The sequence below is a fragment of the Janthinobacterium sp. 1L-D-8-B-C4 genome (assembly GCF_057291295.1).
In genome coordinates, this window is the sequence record NZ_JBXAVX010000014.1 from 15,936 (window position 1) to 34,407 (window position 18,472).

Consider the following 18,472-nt stretch of genomic DNA (forward strand, 5'->3'; position numbering starts at 1 on the left):
CCGGGCGATAATAAAAAGGAACCGCAATGCCGCACATCGAAAGCAAACTCAATCCGCGCAGCGACGATTTCAAGGCCAACGTGGCCGCCATGCAGGCCATCGTCGACGACTTGCGCGACAAGGTGGAAAAAATCGCCGCCGGTGGCGGCGCGGCGGCTGCCGCCAAGCACCTGGCGCGCGGCAAGCTGCTGCCGCGCGACAGGGTGCAGATGCTGCTCGATCCCGGCACGCCGTTTCTCGAGTTGTCGCAGATGGCGGCCTACGCCATGTACCAGGACGCCAACGGCTTCGATGCGGCCCCAAGCGCCGGCATCATTACCGGCATCGGCCGCGTCTCGGGCCAGGAATGCGTAATCGTCTGCAATGACGCCACCGTCAAGGGCGGCACTTATTACCCGATGACGGTGAAAAAACATTTGCGGGCCCAGGAAATCGCCGACCAGAACAACCTGCCGTGCATCTACCTGGTCGACTCGGGCGGCGCCAACCTGCCGAACCAGGACGATGTATTCCCCGACCGCGACCATTTCGGCCGCATTTTCTACAACCAGGCCAATCTGTCGGCCAAGGGCATACCGCAGATCGCGGTGGTGATGGGTTCCTGCACGGCCGGCGGCGCCTATGTGCCGGCCATGAGCGACGAGTCGATCATCGTCAAGGAACAGGGCACGATTTTCCTCGGCGGCCCGCCACTGGTCAAAGCAGCCACCGGCGAAGTGGTAACGGCCGAAGACCTGGGCGGCGGCGACGTGCATACGCGCTTGTCGGGCGTGGTCGACCACCTGGCGCAGAATGATTTGCATGCCTTGTCGCTGGCGCGCACCATCGTCTCGAACCTGAACCGCACGAAACCGCAGCAGATGGCGCTGCGCGAATCGGTCGAGCCGAACTACCCGCCGCAGGAACTGTATGGCGTGATACCGGTCGATACGCGCAAGCCGTTCGATGTGCGCGAAGTGATCGCGCGCATCGTCGACGCCAGCGACTTCGATGAATTCAAGGCCCGCTACGGCACCACCCTGATCTGCGGCTTCGCGCATATCCATGGCATCAAGGTCGGCATCATCGCCAACAACGGCATTCTGTTTTCCGAGTCGGCGCTGAAAGGCACGCACTTTATCGAACTGTGCTGCCAGCGCAAGATCCCGCTGGTGTTTTTGCAAAATATCACCGGCTTCATGGTCGGGCGCAAATACGAAAACGAGGGCATCGCCCGCAATGGCGCCAAGATGGTCACGGCCGTGGCGACAGCGGCGGTGCCGAAATTCACGGTGATTATCGGCGGCAGCTTTGGCGCCGGCAACTACGGCATGTGCGGCCGCGCGTTCTCGCCGCGCTTCATGTGGATGTGGCCCAATGCGCGCATTTCCGTGATGGGCGGTGACCAGGCCGCATCCGTGCTGGCAACCGTCAAGCGCGACGGCATCGAAGGCAAGGGCGGCGCCTGGTCAGCCGAAGAAGAAGCCGCGTTCAAGCAGCCGATCAAGGATCAATACGAACACCAGGGCCACCCCTACTACGCCACCGCGCGCCTGTGGGACGATGGCGTGATCGACCCGGCCGATACCCGGATGGTGCTGGGCCTGGGCCTGTCGGCGGCGCTGAACGCGAAAATCCCCGACACCAAGTTCGGCGTATTCCGCATGTAAGGGAAGGAAAATATCATGGAATTTGAAACCCTGAAGCTGGTCATCGAAGGCAATGTCGCCACCGTGACCCTGAACCGCCCGGACGTGCGCAACGCCTTCAACGAGACCACGATCGCAGAACTCACGCGCGCCTTTGAAGGCCTGGGCCGCAGCGACATGGTGCGCGCCATCGTGCTGGCCGCGAATGGCCCGGCCTTTTGCGCCGGCGCCGACCTGCACTGGATGAAGAAGATGGCCGGCTACACGCATGCCGAAAACCAGGCCGACGCGCTGCAGCTGGCACAGATGCTGCGCACGATTTATACCTGTCCCAAGCCCGTGGTGGCCAAGGTCCAGGGCGACTGTTATGCCGGCGGCATGGGCCTGGTGGCCGCATGCGATATCATCCTGGTTGCGGAAGACGTGCAATTCTGCCTGAGTGAAGTGCGGCTGGGCCTGATCCCGGCCACCATTTCACCGTATGTCATCAAGGCCATGGGCGAACAGGCGGCGCGCCGCTACTGTATCTCCGCCGAGCGATTCTCGGCCCACGAAGCGCTGCGCATCGGCTTTGCCCACGAGGTAGTCGAAGCAAGCGCGCTGGACGCGAAAACCGCGGAAGTGCTGAAAGCGCTGACCGGCAACAGCCCGCACGCGGTGGCGCAAGCGAAAACGCTGGTGCGCGAAATCGCCGGCCAGCCGGTGACCGACGCGCTGCTGGAAGACACCGCCGAACGCATCGCGCAGATCCGCGCCTCGGAACAGGGGCGCGAAGGCGTGCAATCATTCCTGGACAAGCGCAAGCCGGGTTGGCTCATGGGCTAGCGCATGGACGAATAAATCACTGGAGCAGTTTTGAAATCAGAAAAACAATCGGCATGGGTCGAACGCAGCCTGCGCAGCGTGTGGCATCCGTGCACGCAGATGCAGCACCATGAAAGTGTGCCGCTGATCCCCGTCAGCCATGGCCGCGGCGCCTGGCTGTACGACCACGACGGCCGGCGCTACCTGGACGCCATCAGCTCGTGGTGGGTGAATCTGTTCGGCCACGCCAACCCGCGCATCAATGCGGAACTGAAGGATCAATTGGACCGGCTGGAGCACGCCATGCTGGCCGGCTTCACGCACGAGCCGGTAATCGAACTGTCGGAAAAACTGTCGGCCCTGACCGGCGGCGTGCTCGGTCACAGCTTTTACGCCTCCGATGGCGCTTCGGCGGTGGAAATCGCCCTGAAAATGAGTTTTCATGCCTGGCGCAACAGCGGCAAAAGTGAAAAACAGGAATTCGTCTGTTTGAAGGGGAGTTACCACGGCGAGACCATCGGCGCGCTGGCCGTGACCGACGTGGCGCTGTTCAAGGACGCCTATGGCCCGCTGCTGCGCGCCACGCAGACGGTGATGTCGCCGGACTTCCGCCAGGCTGGCGAGGGCGAAACGGCGCAGGACGTGGCGCGCCGCGCGGCAGCCGAAGTGGAGCAGCTGTTCCAGCAGAAATCGGAAAAAATCGCCGCCATCATCATCGAGCCGCTGGTGCAATGCGCGACCGGCATGGCGATGCACGACCCTTTGTACCTGTCACTGGTGCGCGAGCTGTGCGACCGCCATCAGGTCCATCTGATCCTCGACGAAATCGCCGTTGGCTGCGGCCGCACCGGCACCTTCTTTGCGTGTGAGCAGGCCGGCGTGTGGCCCGATTTCGTGTGCCTGTCGAAAGGCATCAGCGGCGGCTACCTGCCGCTCTCCCTGGTGATGACGCGAGAAGATATCTACCAGGCGTTCTACAGCACCGACGTGCGCCGCGGTTTTCTGCATTCGCACTCGTACACCGGCAACCCGCTGGCCTGCCGCGCCGCGCTGGCGACCCTGGCCATCTTCGAGGAAGACGAGGTGCTGGCCAATAACCGCGTGCGCGCCGACAAAATCACGCAGGCCCTGGCGCCGCTGGCGCAGCATGCAAAAGTACAGCACTTCAGGCAGCAGGGCATGATCTGGGCGTTTGACGCGGTCGACGCCGCGCCTGATTTTTCGCGCCGCTTTTTCAGCACCGCGCTGGAACATGAACTCCTGATGCGCCCGATCGGCTCCACCGTCTACCTGATGCCGCCGTATATCCTTGACGACGAGCAGATAGACGGCGTCGGTAAGCAGATGCTGGCTGTGTTCAACCACGTGATGGGAGCTTGACGTGGAACTGATCACACGCTTGCAACAGCAGTTGCAGACACTGGAAGAACGCAGCCTGATACGTCGGCGCCGCACGGTCGACACGCCGTGCGCGCCGCGCATCACGGTCGACGGCCGCGAGATGCTGGCCTTTTGCAGCAATGATTATCTTGGCCTGGCTTCGCATCCGCGCATCGTTGCGGCCTTGAAGGAAGGCGCCGATCTGTATGGCGCCGGTAGCGGCGCCTCGCACCTGATCAGCGGCCACAGCCGCGCCCATGCGCTGCTGGAAGAACGGCTGGCCGCATTCGTCGGCGTGAACCTGGAAAGTGCGCGCGCGCTGTATTTCTGCACCGGCTATATGGCCAACCTGGCCGTGCTGACGGGCCTGGCGGTGGGCGACAAGGACACCGAGATTTTTTCGGAGGCGCTCAATCACGCCTCGCTGATCGACGGCACGCGCCTGGCGCGCGTGGCCACGCGCGTGTATCCGCATGCCGATCTCGATGCACTGGCAAGCCTGCTGGCTGCCAGCACGGCGGCTACGAAAATCGTCGTCACCGACAGCGTGTTCAGCATGGATGGCGACATGGCGCCGCTGCCAGCACTGCTGGCGCTGTGCGAGCAGTACGGCGCCTGGCTGGTGGTCGATGATGCACACGGCTTCGGCGCGCTCGGCGAGCATGGCCGCGGCGCGCTCGAACATTTCGAGCTGCATTCGCCCAACCTGGTGTATGTGGGCACCCTGGGCAAGTCGGCCGGCGTCGGTGGCGCGTTCGTGGCCGCGCATGAAGCCGTGATCGAAACGCTGATCCAGAAAGCGCGCCCGTATATCTTTACCACCGCCGCGCCACCCGCGATGGCCCATGCGCTGCTGGCCAGCCTGGACATCATCGCCGGCAAAGAGGGCCGGCAGCGCCGCGCGCACTTGCAGGCGCTGGTGGCACAATGGAACACCGGCCTGCAGCTGCGCCACTGGCAGCCGCTGGCGTCGACCACCGCGATCCAGCCCGTGATCATTGGCGAGAATGCCGAGATGATGGGCATTGCCGCCAGCCTGTACAGCGAAGGTCTGTGGGTCGGCGCGATCCGCCCGCCGACCGTGCCGGTGGGTACGGCCCGCCTGCGCGTGACCCTGTCTGCCGGCCATACACAGCAGGAAGTCGAACAATTGATCAATGCAGTCAATCACCTGGAAAGGACGCGCCATGAGCTTGAATGATCCTGTGGTCGTGGGCACGGCCGACGTCTCGGAAATCGAACCGGTGCTGGAAGCGGCGCTGGAGCCGGCGTCCGTGGCCGCCACACTGCCATCGCGCTTTGCCTGTTTTGTCACCGGCACCGACACGGAAATCGGCAAGACCCTGACCTCGTCGGCGCTGCTGCACGCGCTGGTCGAGCGCGGCGTGCGCGCCTGCGGCATGAAGCCGGTAGCCGCCGGCGCCGAGCTGCGCGATGGCGAACTGCATAATGAAGACGCCGACAGCCTGAAAGCGGCCGGCAATGTCACCCTGCTGCCCAATATCACGACACCGTATATGTTCAGGGAACCGGCCGCGCCGCATATCGCCGCCGCGCTCGAAGGCGTGACGATCGACCCGGTGCCGATTCTGGCGGCATACCTGGAAGTGGCGGCCGCCTCGGACGCGGTGGTGGTCGAGGGCGTGGGCGGCTTTCGCGTGCCGCTGTCCGCCACGTTTGACACCGCCGACCTGGCGCAGCAGCTGGACCTGCCGGTAATCCTGGTGGTCGGCATGCGCCTGGGCTGCATCAACCAGGCCTTGCTGACGCTGGAAGCGATCGAAGCGCGCGGCCTGACGGTGATCGGCTGGGTCGCCAATACGCTCGAAGTGGAAATGCGCTTTATCGACGAAAATATCGATGCGCTGATCGAACGCATCCCGGCGCCGCTGCTGGGCAAGGTGCCGCGCATGGCGCAGCCAAGCGCCGCAGAAGCGGCGTCGTATCTCGATTTTAGCGGCCTGCCGAACTGGCCGATGCAACATCCCGACAATTGAAAATTGAAGTAACCGCAACCCAAGGAATCACGATGTCATTCATCCAAGAAGCAGCAAAAACCGTCGAACTGCACCGCCCAACGGCGCGCATCACCGTGCCCGAAGCGGCTACCTGGCCCGTCGCCGACGTGCTGGCCCTGTTCGACCTGCCGTTCAACGACCTGATGTTCAAGGCCCAGCAAACCCACCGCACCAACTTCCCGGACGGCGACGTGGAACTGGCGACCCTGCTGTCGATCAAGACCGGCGGCTGCGAGGAAGACTGCGGCTACTGCCCGCAGGCGGCCCGCTACGACACGGGCGTCGAAGCGAAAAAAATCCTCGACATCGACACCGTGCTGGACGCCGCGCGCCAGGCCAAGGCCAACGGCGCCACGCGTTTCTGCATGGGCGCCGCCTGGCGCAGCCCGAAAGAGCGCGACATGGAAAAAGTCGAAGAAATGGTCAGCAAGGTCAAGGCCCTGGGCCTGGAAACCTGCGCCACGCTGGGCATGCTGGAAGAAGGCCAGGCCGACCGCCTGAAAAACGCCGGCCTCGATTTCTACAACCATAACCTGGACACGGCGCCCGAGTTCTACGACAACGTCATCTCGACGCGCGAATACCAGGACCGCCTCGATACCCTGGGCCGCGTGCGCGAAGCGGGCCTGAAAGTGTGCTGCGGCGGCATCGTCGGCATGGGCGAAACGCGTTTGCAACGCGCCGGCCTGATCGCCCAGTTGGCCAACCTGAATCCGTATCCGGAATCGGTACCGGTCAACCATCTGGTGCAGGTGGAAGGCACGCCTTTATATGGCATCGAAGCGCTGGACCCGTTCGAATTCGTGCGCACCATTGCCGTGGCCCGCATCACCATGCCGAAAGCCCGCGTGCGCCTGTCGGCCGGCCGGCGCCAGATGGGCGAAGCGGTACAGGCGATGTGCTTCCTGGCCGGTGCCAATTCGATTTTCTACGGCGACAAGCTGCTCACCACCGACAATCCGGAAGCGGAAGACGACCGTGTCTTGCTGGGTAAACTCGGCTTGCAGACGCGCGGCGCGATGCTGGAATCGGTGCAGAAAGAGAAGTGCGGCTGCTGATAGCGGTCCTTGTCGGGTTACGCCGTTCCGGCTAACCCGACCTACGAATCTCGCCTTCGTGCGTAGGTCGGCTTAGCGCAACGCGCGTAAGCCGACAAGCCAGCAGACCAGGTCCATCAAGAGACAGCTGCCCCTTTGAGAGAATAGAGAGAGAGACCATGTTCACTAAAATCCTGATCGCCAACCGTGGCGAAATCGCTTGCCGCGTGGCCGCTACCGCGCGCCGCATGGGCATCCGCACGGTTGCCGTGTATTCCGAGGCGGACGCGAATGCCAAGCATGTCGCCGTATGCGACGAAGCCGTATTGATTGGCCCCGCGCCGGCCAAGGAAAGCTATCTGTGCGGCGACAAGATCATCGCCGTGGCGCTGGCCACCGGCGCGCAGGCGATCCATCCCGGCTACGGCTTCCTGTCCGAAAACGCCGATTTTGCCGACGCTTGCGCAGCTGCGGGCCTGGTCTTTATCGGCCCGCCAGCGTCGGCCATGCGCGCCATGGGCTCGAAATCGGCCGCCAAGTCGCTGATGGAAAAAGCCAACGTGCCTTTGGTGCCCGGCTATCACGGCGAAGAACAGGATGCGGACTTTTTGCACGCACAGGCCGACCAGATCGGCTACCCGGTACTGCTGAAGGCCTCGGCCGGCGGCGGCGGCAAGGGCATGCGCGTGATCGACAATTCGATTGATTTCAAGGCCGCGCTGGCCTCGTGCAAGCGCGAAGCGATCAGCTCTTTCGGCGACGACAAGGTGCTGGCCGAAAAATACCTGTCGCGCCCGCGCCATATCGAGATCCAGGTGTTTGCCGATACCTTGGGCAACTGCATCTATCTGTTCGAGCGCGACTGCTCGGTGCAGCGCCGCCATCAAAAGGTGCTGGAAGAAGCACCGGCGCCGGGCATGCCGCCTGAACGCCGCGCCGCCATGGGCGAGGCGGCCGTTGCGGCCGCAAAAGCGGTGGGCTACGTGGGTGCCGGCACGGTGGAATTCATCGCCAACCAGGACGGTTCGTTCTACTTCATGGAGATGAACACGCGCCTGCAGGTGGAGCATCCGGTCACCGAAATGATCACCGGCACCGACCTGGTGGAGTGGCAGCTGCGCGTCGCCTTTGGCGAGCCGCTGCCGAAAACGCAAAGCGAGTTGACCATCCACGGCCACGCCATCGAGGCGCGCATTTATGCGGAAAATCCGGAGAAGGGTTTCCTGCCGTCGATCGGCACCTTGCGCCATATGCGCGCACCTGCCGCGGTGACGTTCGAACTCGGTGGCACGCTGGTGCCGGCCGGCGTGCGCATCGATTCGGGCGTGCGCGAGGGCGATGCGATTTCGCCGTTCTACGACCCGATGATCGCCAAGCTGATCGTCTGGGGCGTGGACCGCCGCGAGGCGCTGGCACGCATGGCGCAGGCGCTGGCCAACTACCAGATCGTCGGCCTGGCCAGCAATATCGCGTTCCTGAAACGCCTGGTCGAAGGCGAGGCATTCAGCAATGCCGACCTCGATACGGGCCTGATCGAGCGCAATCACGACGCGCTGTTCCCGGCCCTGCAGGCGGCGCCCGATACGGCGCTGGCGTTGGCCAGCGCGGCGCTGCTGACGCAGGAAGCGGCGTCCAGCCACGGCAGCGGCCCGTGGGGCAATGCGCTGGGCTGGCGTTTGAACAGCACCCTGGGGCGCAGCTTGTCATTCGCTGACGAATTCGCGCTGGCCAGCGACAGCAAGGCCTACATCACGCGTATCGCCTATCAACAAGACGGCTGGCTGTTCAACGGCCAGCGCCTGCGCCTGTCGGCGCGCGACGGCCAGGAACTGCATGTGAAACTCGGCGAGCGCGCCGTGCATGGCACCGTGCATCGCGACGGCGAGCAGTTCCATGTATTTACGGGCGGCGCGCATTACACCTTGCACTACAACGATCCGATGGCGCATGCGGGCGAGGCGGAGGCCGAAGGCGGCCGCCTGACGGCGCCGATGCCGGGCAAGGTGGTCGCCGTGCTGGTGAACAAAGGCCAGGACGTGAAAAAAGGCGAGCCGCTGGTGATCATGGAGGCGATGAAGATGGAACACACCATCGCCGCGCCGCATGACGGCCTGGTGGAAGACGTGCTGTATGCGGTCGGCGACCAGGTGACCGACGGTGCGCCGTTGCTGGCCTTCAAGGCCGCCGCCTAGGAGGCGCCATGCGGATTCTTTTGCAACGCCCGGACGGCACGGAAGCGGCCTGGATCAGCGAGTTTGCCGGGCAACTGCCCGAAGCCGAAGTGCTTGCCTGGCGCGAGGGCGAGCACGTGCCGGACTGCGACTACGCCCTGGTCTTCCGGCCGCCCGCCGCCATGCTCGGTGACCTGGGCAAGACCAGGGCGATTTTCAATATGGGTGCCGGTGTCGACGCGCTGCTGAAATTCGGCGAGGCGCTGCCGGCCCATGTGCCGCTGGTGCGCCTCGACGATGCGGGCATGGGCGTGCAGATGGCCGAATATGTCAGCCACGCCGTGCTGCGCCACTTCCGCCGTTTCGACGACTATGAAGCGCAGGCGCGCGCCGGCATCTGGCAGCCGCTGCCCGCGTTCGACAAGCACGATTTTCCCGTCGGCGTGCTGGGCCTGGGGGTGCTGGGCAAGCGCGTGCTGGGCGCGCTGGCGCAGTTCGAGTTTCCACTGCGCGGCTGGAGCCGCAGCCAGAAAAACATCGAAGGCGTCGATTGCTTCGCCGGCGCAGAAGGGCTCGAAGCCTTCCTGCGCGGCACGCGCGTGCTGATTTGCCTGCTGCCGCTGACACAAGACACGCACAACCTGCTCGACCGCGCGAGACTGTCGATGCTGGTGCCTGGCGCCTATGTGATCAATGTGGCGCGCGGCGCGCACCTGGCCGAGCCGGACCTTTTGAGCCTGATCCGTTCGGGCCATATCGCCGGCGCCACCCTGGACGTGTTTCGCAACGAGCCGCTGCCGCAGCAGCACCCGTTCTGGCAGGAGCCGCGCATCACCATCACGCCGCATATTTCCGCCAATACCCTGCGCCGCGAAAGCGTGGCGCAGATCGCCGCCAAGATACGCCGCCTGCAAGATGGCGAGACTGTCGCCGGCACCGTCAACCGTTTGCAAGGATATTGAAATGAGCATCCAACCGAGTTTGCCGAAGCAGGTCAAGATCGTCGAAGTGGGCCCGCGCGACGGCCTGCAAAATGAAAAGGAAACCATCAGCGCCGCCGTCAAGATCGAACTGGTCGACCGGCTGACGCAGGCGGGGTTTGCCAATATCGAGGCCGCCTCGTTCGTGTCGCCCAAGTGGGTGCCGCAGATGGCCACCAGCACCGAAGTGATGGCCGCCATCGCGCGCCGCCCGGGTACCATCTATTCCGCGCTGACGCCCAACATGCAGGGCTTCGAGGCGGCGCTGCTGGCCAAAGCCGATGAGGTGGTGATCTTCGGCTCGGCCTCGGAGGCCTTCTCGCAAAAGAACATCAACTGCTCGATCGCCGAATCGATCGCCCGCTTCGAAGGCGTCGCCAAGGCGGCGAAAGACAACGGTCTGCGCCTGCGCGGCAGCATCAGCTGCGCCTTCGGTTGCCCCTACCAGGGCGAAGTGCCGCTGGACGCTGTCGCCGACGTGGTGGGGCGCATGCGCGACCTGGGCTGCGACGAGATCGACATTGCCGACACCATCGGTGTCGCCACGCCGCGTAAAACCCAGGCGGTGATGGCGCGCGCCATCGAGGCGTTTCATGTGGAAGGCCTGTCCGGGCACTTCCACGACACCTACGGCCAGGCGCTGGCGAATATCTACGCCAGCCTGGAACTGGGCATCGCGATTTATCACTCGTCGGTATCGGGCCTGGGCGGCTGCCCGTATGCCAAGGGTGCCACCGGCAATGTCGCCACCGAAGACGTGCTGTACATGATGAATGGCCTGGGGATTGCCACCGGCATCGACCTGGACCTGGTGGTGGACGCGGGCCAGTTCATTTCGCAGCAACTGGGGCGCAAGGGATCGAGCCGCGCGGGCAATGCGCTGGCGGCGAAGCGAGCGGCGGCGTAACACCACGTCATGGCCAACAATATTGTCGGGTTACGCGCTGCGCGCTAACCCGACCTACCCGACCTACCGGCAAGCACAAATCGTACAGACGAAAAAAAACCCAAGAGCCGTAACTCTTGGGTTTTTTTCTACAAATTTGGTCGGAGTACAAGGATTCGAACCTTGGACCCCCTGGTCCCAAACCAGGTGCGCTACCGGGCTGCGCCACACTCCGAAGACCAAGATAATACAGACCATATTCGATTCGGTCAAGGGTCCGGCAAAACTTCGCGCAAATAATTTACGCCCCTGCCAGCCTCAGGCGTTTTGGTGCCAAAAAAGTATGCGACACTGGGCGCCAGTTTTCTCTCACAGGATGCGAAAACATGACGGCATTACCTTTTACCTATTCGTCTCATGATTACCCGGGCCCGGTACGCCGGCGCCCCATTGTGCTGGGCGCTGGCGTCTTGCTGCTGCACCTGGCGCTGCTGTACGGCTGGCGCCATGTCCAGCCACCGTCGCTGCCAGATAGCGGGCCGAAGGTGGAATCGATCACCGTATGGATACGCCCGCCCAAACCCATCATCAAACCGCTGCCGCCACCGCCGCCCGTGGCAAGGGTCGAGCCGAAGCGCGAGAAGAAACCGGTGCGTGCAGCAGCGGCATCGCCCGGATTGAAGGTCCCCGCGACGCCCGTAAGCGAAGCCGTGCCGAACGCCATCACCGTGGCGCCGTCACCAGTACCGGCCGATACCCTGGCGGCGGACGCGCCGAAGTTCGACATGGCAGTGGCCCTGAAAACCGCGCGCAAGGTGGCCAGCGAAAAGGACCCGGCCAAGGCCGGCACGGCGGTCGGCCAGATCCCCGACAAGCCGCTGCGCACGGAAACCCAGCTGGCGCGCGATATTGCCAGTGGCAAGCGTGGCGATTGTCGCACTGCCTATGCGGGGGCAGGGCTGCTGGCGCCCTTGGTCATGCTGCTCGACAAGAAAGATAGCGGGTGCAAATGGTGACGGGATAGCAACATACCCATTTCGGGTACGATCATGCCCGGATTGGGTGGGCTTACTCCTGCCCCTTCAACTGCAACGCCCGCTCATATAAAGCATTCTTCTTGCGTCCGGTAATTTGCGCCGTCAGGTTGGCTGCCTGCTTGACGCTGCATTCGGCCAGCAGGATGCCCAGGATGCGCTCGGCTTCCACGTCTTCGGCGTCCTGGGCTTCGGTAGCGCCTTCGAGCAGGATGACAAATTCGCCTTTTTCGCGATGGGCGTCTGCACGAATCCAGGCTTCGGCCTCGGACAGCGGGCAGCGGTGGATTTCTTCGAACAATTTCGTCAGTTCGCGCGCGAACACCACCTGGCGCGTCGGTTCGAACGCTTCTGCCAGCGCGGTGGCGCAGTCGAGGATGCGGTGCGGCGCTTCATAGAACACCATGGTGGCAGTCACGCCGCGCAGGCTGTGCAGCATGTTTTCGCGCTGCTTGGCTTTCGCGGGCAGGAAGCCGACAAAGTAAAACTGGTCGTTCAGCAGGCCGCTGGCGGAAATGGCGGTAATCGCCGCCGAAGGGCCGGGCAGGGGCAGCACGCGCAGGCCGGCCGCGCGCACGGCGTCGACGATGCGTGCGCCGGGGTCGGATACGGCAGGGGTTCCCGCGTCGGACACCAGCGCGATGCGCTCGCCGGCATGCAGGCGGGCGATCAGGGTTTGCGCCACTTCGCGCTCATTATGTTGATGAGCAGCAATTAATGGCTTGTTCAGGCCAAAACGCGTCAGCAGGTGCGCGGTATTGCGGGTATCTTCACAGGCGACGGCGTCAGCCAGGCTCAGCAAGTGCAAGGCACGCAGGCTGATATCGGTGACATTGCCGATGGGCGTGGCCACTACATACAATGTTGCGATAGGATAGACCTGGTGCGCCGCCTCTGTCATGATGGGCAGGCTGGCGATGGAGCTGATTTCTTGTACGGTCATTTTGGAGGTTGAATGCTTGCTAATAGTGTGAAGTTACTGCTTGTTTGTGCCGCGACCGGCATGCTGAGCGCTTGCAGCACGCCTTGCGACGCGCCCGGGCAATTGTGCGCGCCTATTGAATCTAACACAAGGGCACTGCCGCCACCGCCGCGGCCGGCACCTGCACCGATCCCTGCGCCGCTGCCCAAGCCGCCCGCCCCCGAGCCTGTCACGTTCACCGTGGCCGTGCCCGACATCACCTCCTACGATGAAAACGGCAAGCCCGATCTGGCGCCCGTCACCGGCAAGCCAGCCGCCGGCACACCACTCGACATGCCGGCCGCCACGGCGCCGGCGCCGTCCGACGGCAAGGTTCACCATATCGGCCTGCTGCTGCCGCTGCGCTCGGCTACCCTGGGTCCGGCGGCGACCTTGCTGCGCGCCGGTTTCATGGCTGCCTACGAGCGCGACCGCAGCGGCTTCGAAGTGGCCGTGATCGATACGGGCGACGGCAGCGATGATGTACTGAACAAGTTTGCGCAAGCCCAGCAGGAACAGGATATCGTCGTCGGCCCGCTGTCGCGTTCGGCCGTCACGGCAGTGGCCAACAGCGACCTGGTGAAAAAACCGACCATCGCCCTGAACCATCCAGACAACCGCGGCCAGGCACGGCTGCCGGCAAAACTGCTGGTGATGGGCCTGTCGATCGAAGCGGAAGCGCGGCAAGTGGCCGCCTGGGCCGCCAGCGAGCAGCCGCGCGCCAATGCCTTGATTTTGTCGGCCAATTCGGCCTCGCAGCGCCGCACCAGCACCGCCTTCAAGCAGGAATGGCTGCGCCAGGGCGGCAGCGCCGACCAGGTCGACCTGACGGCCACCAACGGCTATCTGAGCGATGCCGAAATGGTGCAGTTGCGCGCGCGCCTGGGCAGCAATCCGCCGGCGCTGATCTTTGCCGCGCTCGACGCCGACCAGGCGCGCCAGCTGCGCGTGGCGATCGGCCCCGACCTGCCGCTGTATGGCACCTCGTCGCTGAACCCGGGCCTTGGCCGTGGCGCCAGCGGTCCGGAACTCGATGGCGCGCGCCTGCTCGACCTGCCATGGCAGGTGCAGCGCGATCATCCGCAAGTAATGGTGTATCCGCAGCCGCCGCAACCCGTCGACGGCCGCCTGACGGCCGACATGGAGCGCCTGTATGCGCTCGGCATCGACGCCTTCCGCGTGGCGCGCGAGGTGGCGCTGCGCCCCGAAGCGCCGTTCACGCTGGACGGTGTGACGGGCCGCCTGGCCGTGCGCTATGACGACGGACAGACGCGTTTCGAGCGCACCGAGCAGGCCGCCACCTATCAGCAGGGCGTGGTCGGCACCTGGCCGCCGAAGCCGGTCCCTGAACCAGCACCGGCCTTGCCGGCGGCACAGTAGAACGCCACCATGCCGGCCGCGCCAGACAAACGTGAATTGGGGCGGCTGGCGGAAGACGATGCGCTGGCGTATTTGCTGCTGCAAGGGCTAAAGCTGGTGGAACGCAATTTCCTGTGCAAGGGCGGCGAGCTCGATTTGATCATGCGCGACGGCAAAAGCGTCGTCTTCATCGAAGTGCGCCAACGCAGCAGCAGCGCTTTCGGCGGCGCCCTGGCCAGCATCACGCCGGCCAAGCAGCGGCGCATGACGCGCGCTGCGCAAACCTGGCTGTTGACGCAAAAGAGCATGCCGCCGTGCCGCTTCGACGCCGTCGTCATCGATGGCGGCCAGATGGACTGGCTGAAAAACATCCTCGATATGTAAGCATTTTTAACAGCGCTTGTCCGCCTTGCGGCGCGCCTGCACTATAATCGGCAGACTATGAATAATCAACGCATCCTCTCGCACTTCCACGAAAGTGCCGAACTCAAGATCCAGGCCGCTACGGTGCTGGCGCCCGCGATTGCCCAGGCAATCGAGCTGATGTTTGCTGCATTGTCGAACGGCAACAAGATCCTGGCCTGCGGCAATGGCGGTTCCGCCGCCGACTGCCAGCATTTTGCCGCCGAGCTGGTCGGCCGCTTCGAGCGCGAACGCTTTCCGCTGCCGGCGCTGGCCTTGACCACCGACACCTCGATCATGACGGCGGTGGCCAACGACTACAGCTACCGCGAGATTTTCTCGAAGCAGGTGCAGGCCTTCGGCCAGGCCGGCGACATCCTGCTGGCCATTTCCACCTCGGGCAACTCAGGCAACGTGATGGCGGCGGTGGAAGCGGCGCTGGAGCGCGAAATGCGCGTGGTGGCGCTGACGGGCAAGGACGGCGGCGCGATCGGCAAGCTGCTGACGGACGCCGACGTGCATATCTGCGTGCCGGCCGAACGCACGGCGCGCATCCAGGAAGTCCATCTGACAACCATACACTGCATTTGCGACGGCATCGATGTCGCGCTATTCGGAGGAGACGTGAATGACTGAATTCGGTACTGGCCCAGGCTGGAAACGTGTACGACGCCCTTTGGTGACCGCCGTGCTGTGCGGCGCCATGCTCACCTCGCTGACCGGCTGCATCGAATTGATGGTCGGTGGCGCGGTGATGAGCGGCGTTGCCGCCGCCGACCGCCGTACCCTGGGCGCCCAGACCGAAGACAAGGCGATCGCCGTGAAGGGCGAGTCGCGCATGCAGTCCATCACGGGTGACGCCGGCCATGTCAATGTCACCAGTTTCAACCGCCGCGTGCTGCTGACGGGCGAGGTGCGCGACGAAGCAATGAAAAACGCCGTCGAGCGCGAAGTGCGCAATATCGCCGGCGTGGAATCGGTGGCCAACGAGCTGATCATCGCCGGCCCAGCCAGCTATACCTCGCGCTCGAACGACGCGCTGATCACCACCAAGGTGAAAGCCAGCCTGGTCGACATGAAAACCATCTCGGCTGCCTCGTTCAAGGTGGTTACCGAAAACGGCACCGTGTTCCTGATGGGCCGCGTGACCCAGCGCGAAGGCACCGTGGCGGCCGACGTGGCGCGCGGCGTGGGCGGCGTGCAGAAAGTGGTCAAGCTGTTCGACTACATCTCGGAGGCGGAACTGAAGCAGTTCCAGGCCGATCCGGCGCCGGCGCGCGCTGTCAGCCAATAATCTCCCAGGCCATCGGGCCTGCGGCGTGAACAATACGATGGGGCTATAATGGCCCCATTGTTACGTATCTGGTGTTTAAAACTATGTCAACATCGACTTCCAAATCCTGGCTCAAGCCCGCCCTGATCGCCGTGCTGGTCGCTGGCGTGGCGGTAGCAGGCTATCTGTCGCTGAACAACAAGCAAAGCGCACCGGACGTGACCTTCCACGCCATCGACGGCGAAAAGATCTCGTCAAGCAGCCTGCGCGGCAAGGTGGTGATGGTCAATTTCTGGGCCACCTCGTGCACCACCTGCGTGGCGGAAATGCCGGAAATGGTCGATACCTACAACAAATACAAGGCGCAAGGCCTGGAGTTTGTTGCCGTCGCCATGCAGTACGATCCGGCTAACTACGTGCTGAACTTTGCCCAGACGCGCCAGCTGCCGTTCAAGGTAGCACTCGATGTGACGGGCGAAGCGGCCAAGGCTTACGGCGACGTGGCGATGACGCCGACCACCTTCGTGCTCGACAAGCAGGGCAAGATCCTCAAGCGCTATGTCGGCAAGCCCGAATTTGCTGAACTGCACAAGTTGCTGGAAAAAGCCATCGCCGGTTAAACACCTGCGCACGACACATAACGTTGTTGCAAAACATTGCCTGGTTGATATAACCTTTGCATTCGTGAATCCCTTTCACCTTGTGAAGGCCAGCCGTGTCCCTCGACGCCCAGACGCTCGACCCGCAACAACTGAAAACCTGGCTGCTCGCAGCCGGCAGCAAGGACGCCAAGGCGTTCCGTCAACTATATAACGCCACATCATCGAAACTGTTTGGCTTCGCGCTGCGTATATTGCATAAGCAGGAGCTCGCTGAAGAAGCCCTGCAAGAGGGTTTCGTCGCCATCTGGAACAACGCCGCCACGTATCAAAGCCACCTGGCGGCGCCGATGACCTGGATGGCCACCATCGTGCGCAACAAGGCGTTCGATGTGCTGCGGCGCAGCGACGACACAGTTGAAATCGATGCCGAACAGTTTGATAGCGAAGTCATGAACGCACTACGAGATCCCCAGGCCACGCCGATAGAGTCGCTGCAGATGAGCGGCGACGCCAAGGCGCTGGCGTTTTGCATGTCGGCCCTGGAAGGGCTGCACCGCCAGGTGGTTGCGCTGGCGTACTACCATGACCTGTCGCACAGCGAAGTGGCGCAGCAGATGTCGCTGCCGATCGGCACCGTCAAGACCTGGATACGGCGCAGCCTGGAACGGCTGCGTACCTGCCTGGCAAAACGGGAGGCACCATGAATATCCGCGGCAACGATGTGCTGCGCCAGAAGCTGGCGTCCGAATACGTGCTGGGTACCTTGAAAGGGGGCGCGCGGCGCCGTTTCGAAGGCTGGCTGTATAACGACGCCGACCTGCGCAATATCACGGCCGAGTGGCGCCAGCGCCTGGAACCGATGGCTGAATTTGCCACGCCGGTGGCGCCGCCCAAACGCGTCTGGCAACAGATAGAACGACGCCTGCACCTGGCGCCGCAGGGTGGCTGGAGTCTATGGCGCGAGTCGGTCTCGTTCTGGCGTAGCCTGGGCCTGGCCTCGAGTGCGCTTGCCGCGCTGCTGGTGATCGTGCTGTCGACGCAGCTGCTGAACGCGCCGCAGATCAGTCATGTGGCCACCCTGATCGATGAAAAATCGCAGACCGCCATGCTGCTGACCGCCGACAGCCGCCACGACACGCTGGAAGTGCGCATGGTGGGCAATGCGCCGGTGCCGACCGACAAGGAACTGGAATTGTGGGCGGTGCCGAAAAGCGGCAACCCGCGCTCGCTGGGCCTGTTGGCCGACAAAGGCAGCGTGAAGCTGGCCTTGTCCAGCCGTGCCATCGGCAACGACGTGGCCCTGCTGGCGGTGACCCTGGAACCTCGTGGCGGCTCGCCCGATCCGAACGGACCGACCGGGCCAATCTTGTATAAAGGTAACTGGGTCAGGCTGTAAGCTTACTTTGGATAAAGAATCATCTGCGTGCAGCGAAACAGCGCCAGGGTCTTGCCGGTTTCCTTGCTCCTGACCACGGCGTCCCACACCTGCGTGTTGCGGCCCTTGTGCTCGACCCTGGCGGTGCAGATGATGGTGCCGTCACGGGCCGTGCCCAGGTGGTTCGATTTCAGTTCGATGGTGGTGAAGTTGTTCGCGCCTTCGGGCAGATTGGCGATGCAGCCATAGCCCGAGGCCGTGTCCGCCAGGGTCACCACGCTGCCGGCGTGCAGATAGCCGTTGGGCGCCAGCAAATGTGGCTGCACCGGCAATTCGGCCGTCACCTGGCCGTCGCCGACGGACGTGATGACGATGCCCAGGTGGCCGGGCAGGCGGCCGACGCCGCGTTCATTCAATAACTCCAGGGTAATTTCAGGATGGCTCATGGTCTCTTTCTCTCTTTATTGTAGGGTCTGAAAACACTATGATGATAGCAACTTTAGCGAAGGGTGGCACGGGACGCTGTTGGTCGATAAAGCAAATCAATTGCAACAGACGCTGA

General features: G+C 63.6%; 19 protein-coding genes and 1 tRNA gene. 17 read left to right on the forward strand and 3 right to left on the reverse strand.

Translation table 11 applies throughout. The annotated features are described in order from the left end of the window. Positions 1-26 precede the first annotated feature (26 nt). The 9 genes from AC0Z42_RS21700 to AC0Z42_RS21740 all read left to right on the forward strand — a co-directional run bounded on the left by AC0Z42_RS21700 (position 27) and on the right by AC0Z42_RS21740 (position 10,925). Entirely contained in the window at positions 27-1,649 is a 1,623-nt protein-coding gene (locus AC0Z42_RS21700; RefSeq protein WP_485470259.1) for a carboxyl transferase domain-containing protein, read from the forward strand. Positions 1,650-1,664: 15 nt separating this feature from the next. Next, positions 1,665-2,453 (forward strand): enoyl-CoA hydratase/isomerase family protein, encoded by a 789-nt coding sequence (locus tag AC0Z42_RS21705; protein ID WP_485470260.1) that lies wholly within the window; start codon positions 1,665-1,667, stop codon positions 2,451-2,453. Between the two features lie 30 nt (positions 2,454-2,483). Then, a complete protein-coding gene (bioA, locus tag AC0Z42_RS21710) occupies positions 2,484-3,812 on the forward strand; it encodes an adenosylmethionine--8-amino-7-oxononanoate transaminase (RefSeq protein WP_485470261.1) in 1,329 nt (442 codons plus the stop codon). 1 nt (position 3,813) lies between these two features. After that, positions 3,814-5,013, forward strand: a complete 1,200-nt coding sequence (gene bioF / locus AC0Z42_RS21715; RefSeq protein ID WP_485470262.1) for an 8-amino-7-oxononanoate synthase — start codon at positions 3,814-3,816, stop codon at positions 5,011-5,013. Beyond that, a complete protein-coding gene (gene bioD, locus AC0Z42_RS21720; RefSeq protein WP_485470263.1) occupies positions 5,000-5,809 on the forward strand; it encodes a dethiobiotin synthase in 810 nt (269 codons plus the stop codon). Before bioF ends, bioD begins: the two co-directional genes overlap by 14 nt. A gap of 32 nt (positions 5,810-5,841) precedes the next feature. After that, the gene (gene bioB, locus AC0Z42_RS21725) at positions 5,842-6,888 is read left to right on the forward strand and encodes a biotin synthase BioB (RefSeq protein WP_485470264.1); all 1,047 of its coding nucleotides are present in this window, start codon (positions 5,842-5,844) and stop codon (positions 6,886-6,888) included. Positions 6,889-7,046: 158 nt separating this feature from the next. Beyond that, positions 7,047-9,059: an acetyl/propionyl/methylcrotonyl-CoA carboxylase subunit alpha gene (locus tag AC0Z42_RS21730; RefSeq protein ID WP_485470265.1), complete on the forward strand. Its 2,013-nt coding sequence runs from the start codon at positions 7,047-7,049 to the stop codon at positions 9,057-9,059. An 8-nt stretch (positions 9,060-9,067) separates the two neighbouring features. Then, positions 9,068-10,000: a 2-hydroxyacid dehydrogenase gene (locus AC0Z42_RS21735; RefSeq protein ID WP_485470266.1), complete on the forward strand. Its 933-nt coding sequence runs from the start codon at positions 9,068-9,070 to the stop codon at positions 9,998-10,000. A 1-nt stretch (position 10,001) separates the two neighbouring features. Further along, positions 10,002-10,925 carry a hydroxymethylglutaryl-CoA lyase gene (locus AC0Z42_RS21740; RefSeq protein ID WP_485470267.1) on the forward strand — a complete coding sequence of 308 codons (924 nt, stop codon included), beginning with the start codon at positions 10,002-10,004 and terminating at the stop codon, positions 10,923-10,925. Positions 10,926-11,062: 137 nt separating this feature from the next. Here AC0Z42_RS21740 and AC0Z42_RS21745 read toward each other — a convergent pair. Further along, positions 11,063-11,139 (reverse strand) — tRNA-Pro (locus AC0Z42_RS21745). Between the two features lie 151 nt (positions 11,140-11,290). On the opposite strand from AC0Z42_RS21745, the gene AC0Z42_RS21750 reads away from it, so the two are divergent. Further along, complete coding sequence (locus tag AC0Z42_RS21750) at positions 11,291-11,920, forward strand: hypothetical protein (RefSeq protein ID WP_485470268.1); 630 nt, start codon at positions 11,291-11,293, stop codon at positions 11,918-11,920. Positions 11,921-11,972: 52 nt separating this feature from the next. On the opposite strand, the gene rsmI is transcribed toward AC0Z42_RS21750, so the two are convergent. Further along, on the reverse strand, positions 11,973-12,881 hold the full coding sequence (gene rsmI / locus AC0Z42_RS21755; protein ID WP_485470269.1) for a 16S rRNA (cytidine(1402)-2'-O)-methyltransferase: 909 nt from the start codon (positions 12,879-12,881) through the stop codon (positions 11,973-11,975). A gap of 225 nt (positions 12,882-13,106) precedes the next feature. Here rsmI and AC0Z42_RS21760 point away from each other — a divergent pair, with 225 nt between their 5' ends. The 7 genes from AC0Z42_RS21760 (at position 13,107) to AC0Z42_RS21790 (ending at position 17,931) form a co-directional block, all read left to right on the forward strand. Beyond that, entirely contained in the window at positions 13,107-14,279 is a 1,173-nt protein-coding gene (locus tag AC0Z42_RS21760; RefSeq protein ID WP_485470270.1) for a penicillin-binding protein activator, read from the forward strand. A 9-nt stretch (positions 14,280-14,288) separates the two neighbouring features. Beyond that, the gene (locus AC0Z42_RS21765; RefSeq protein WP_485470271.1) at positions 14,289-14,642 is read left to right on the forward strand and encodes a YraN family protein; all 354 of its coding nucleotides are present in this window, start codon (positions 14,289-14,291) and stop codon (positions 14,640-14,642) included. A gap of 57 nt (positions 14,643-14,699) precedes the next feature. Continuing rightward, complete coding sequence (locus tag AC0Z42_RS21770; protein ID WP_065306202.1) at positions 14,700-15,296, forward strand: phosphoheptose isomerase; 597 nt, start codon at positions 14,700-14,702, stop codon at positions 15,294-15,296. Beyond that, a complete protein-coding gene (locus AC0Z42_RS21775) occupies positions 15,289-15,954 on the forward strand; it encodes a BON domain-containing protein (RefSeq protein WP_485470272.1) in 666 nt (221 codons plus the stop codon). The genes AC0Z42_RS21770 and AC0Z42_RS21775 overlap by 8 nt, the downstream gene beginning before the upstream one ends. A gap of 83 nt (positions 15,955-16,037) precedes the next feature. Continuing rightward, entirely contained in the window at positions 16,038-16,553 is a 516-nt protein-coding gene (locus AC0Z42_RS21780; RefSeq protein WP_485470273.1) for a peroxiredoxin family protein, read from the forward strand. A 95-nt stretch (positions 16,554-16,648) separates the two neighbouring features. Continuing rightward, entirely contained in the window at positions 16,649-17,239 is a 591-nt protein-coding gene (locus tag AC0Z42_RS21785) for a sigma-70 family RNA polymerase sigma factor (protein WP_485470274.1), read from the forward strand. Further along, positions 17,236-17,931: an anti-sigma factor gene (locus AC0Z42_RS21790; RefSeq protein ID WP_485470275.1), complete on the forward strand. Its 696-nt coding sequence runs from the start codon at positions 17,236-17,238 to the stop codon at positions 17,929-17,931. The genes AC0Z42_RS21785 and AC0Z42_RS21790 overlap by 4 nt, the downstream gene beginning before the upstream one ends. Before the next feature lie 2 nt (positions 17,932-17,933). On the opposite strand, the gene AC0Z42_RS21795 is transcribed toward AC0Z42_RS21790, so the two are convergent. Further along, the gene (locus AC0Z42_RS21795; RefSeq protein ID WP_485470276.1) at positions 17,934-18,356 is read right to left on the reverse strand and encodes a PaaI family thioesterase; all 423 of its coding nucleotides are present in this window, start codon (positions 18,354-18,356) and stop codon (positions 17,934-17,936) included. Positions 18,357-18,472 lie beyond the last annotated feature (116 nt).

What these genes read in the sequence shown, in the direction of transcription:
- AC0Z42_RS21700 (WP_485470259.1), top strand. Translation starts at nt 27, where the DNA reads ATGCCGCACATCGAAAGCAAACTCAATCCGCGCAGCGACGATTTCAAG.
- AC0Z42_RS21705 (WP_485470260.1), top strand. Translation starts at nt 1,665, where the DNA reads ATGGAATTTGAAACCCTGAAGCTGGTCATCGAAGGCAATGTCGCCACC.
- bioD (WP_485470263.1), top strand. Translation starts at nt 5,000, where the DNA reads ATGAGCTTGAATGATCCTGTGGTCGTGGGCACGGCCGACGTCTCGGAA.
- bioB (WP_485470264.1), top strand. Translation starts at nt 5,842, where the DNA reads ATGTCATTCATCCAAGAAGCAGCAAAAACCGTCGAACTGCACCGCCCA.
- AC0Z42_RS21730 (WP_485470265.1), top strand. Translation starts at nt 7,047, where the DNA reads ATGTTCACTAAAATCCTGATCGCCAACCGTGGCGAAATCGCTTGCCGC.
- AC0Z42_RS21735 (WP_485470266.1), top strand. Translation starts at nt 9,068, where the DNA reads ATGCGGATTCTTTTGCAACGCCCGGACGGCACGGAAGCGGCCTGGATC.
- AC0Z42_RS21740 (WP_485470267.1), top strand. Translation starts at nt 10,002, where the DNA reads ATGAGCATCCAACCGAGTTTGCCGAAGCAGGTCAAGATCGTCGAAGTG.
- AC0Z42_RS21750 (WP_485470268.1), top strand. Translation starts at nt 11,291, where the DNA reads ATGACGGCATTACCTTTTACCTATTCGTCTCATGATTACCCGGGCCCG.
- rsmI (WP_485470269.1), bottom strand. Translation starts at nt 12,881, where the DNA reads ATGACCGTACAAGAAATCAGCTCCATCGCCAGCCTGCCCATCATGACA.
- AC0Z42_RS21765 (WP_485470271.1), top strand. Translation starts at nt 14,289, where the DNA reads ATGCCGGCCGCGCCAGACAAACGTGAATTGGGGCGGCTGGCGGAAGAC.
- AC0Z42_RS21770 (WP_065306202.1), top strand. Translation starts at nt 14,700, where the DNA reads ATGAATAATCAACGCATCCTCTCGCACTTCCACGAAAGTGCCGAACTC.
- AC0Z42_RS21775 (WP_485470272.1), top strand. Translation starts at nt 15,289, where the DNA reads ATGACTGAATTCGGTACTGGCCCAGGCTGGAAACGTGTACGACGCCCT.
- AC0Z42_RS21780 (WP_485470273.1), top strand. Translation starts at nt 16,038, where the DNA reads ATGTCAACATCGACTTCCAAATCCTGGCTCAAGCCCGCCCTGATCGCC.
- AC0Z42_RS21790 (WP_485470275.1), top strand. Translation starts at nt 17,236, where the DNA reads ATGAATATCCGCGGCAACGATGTGCTGCGCCAGAAGCTGGCGTCCGAA.
- AC0Z42_RS21795 (WP_485470276.1), bottom strand. Translation starts at nt 18,356, where the DNA reads ATGAGCCATCCTGAAATTACCCTGGAGTTATTGAATGAACGCGGCGTC.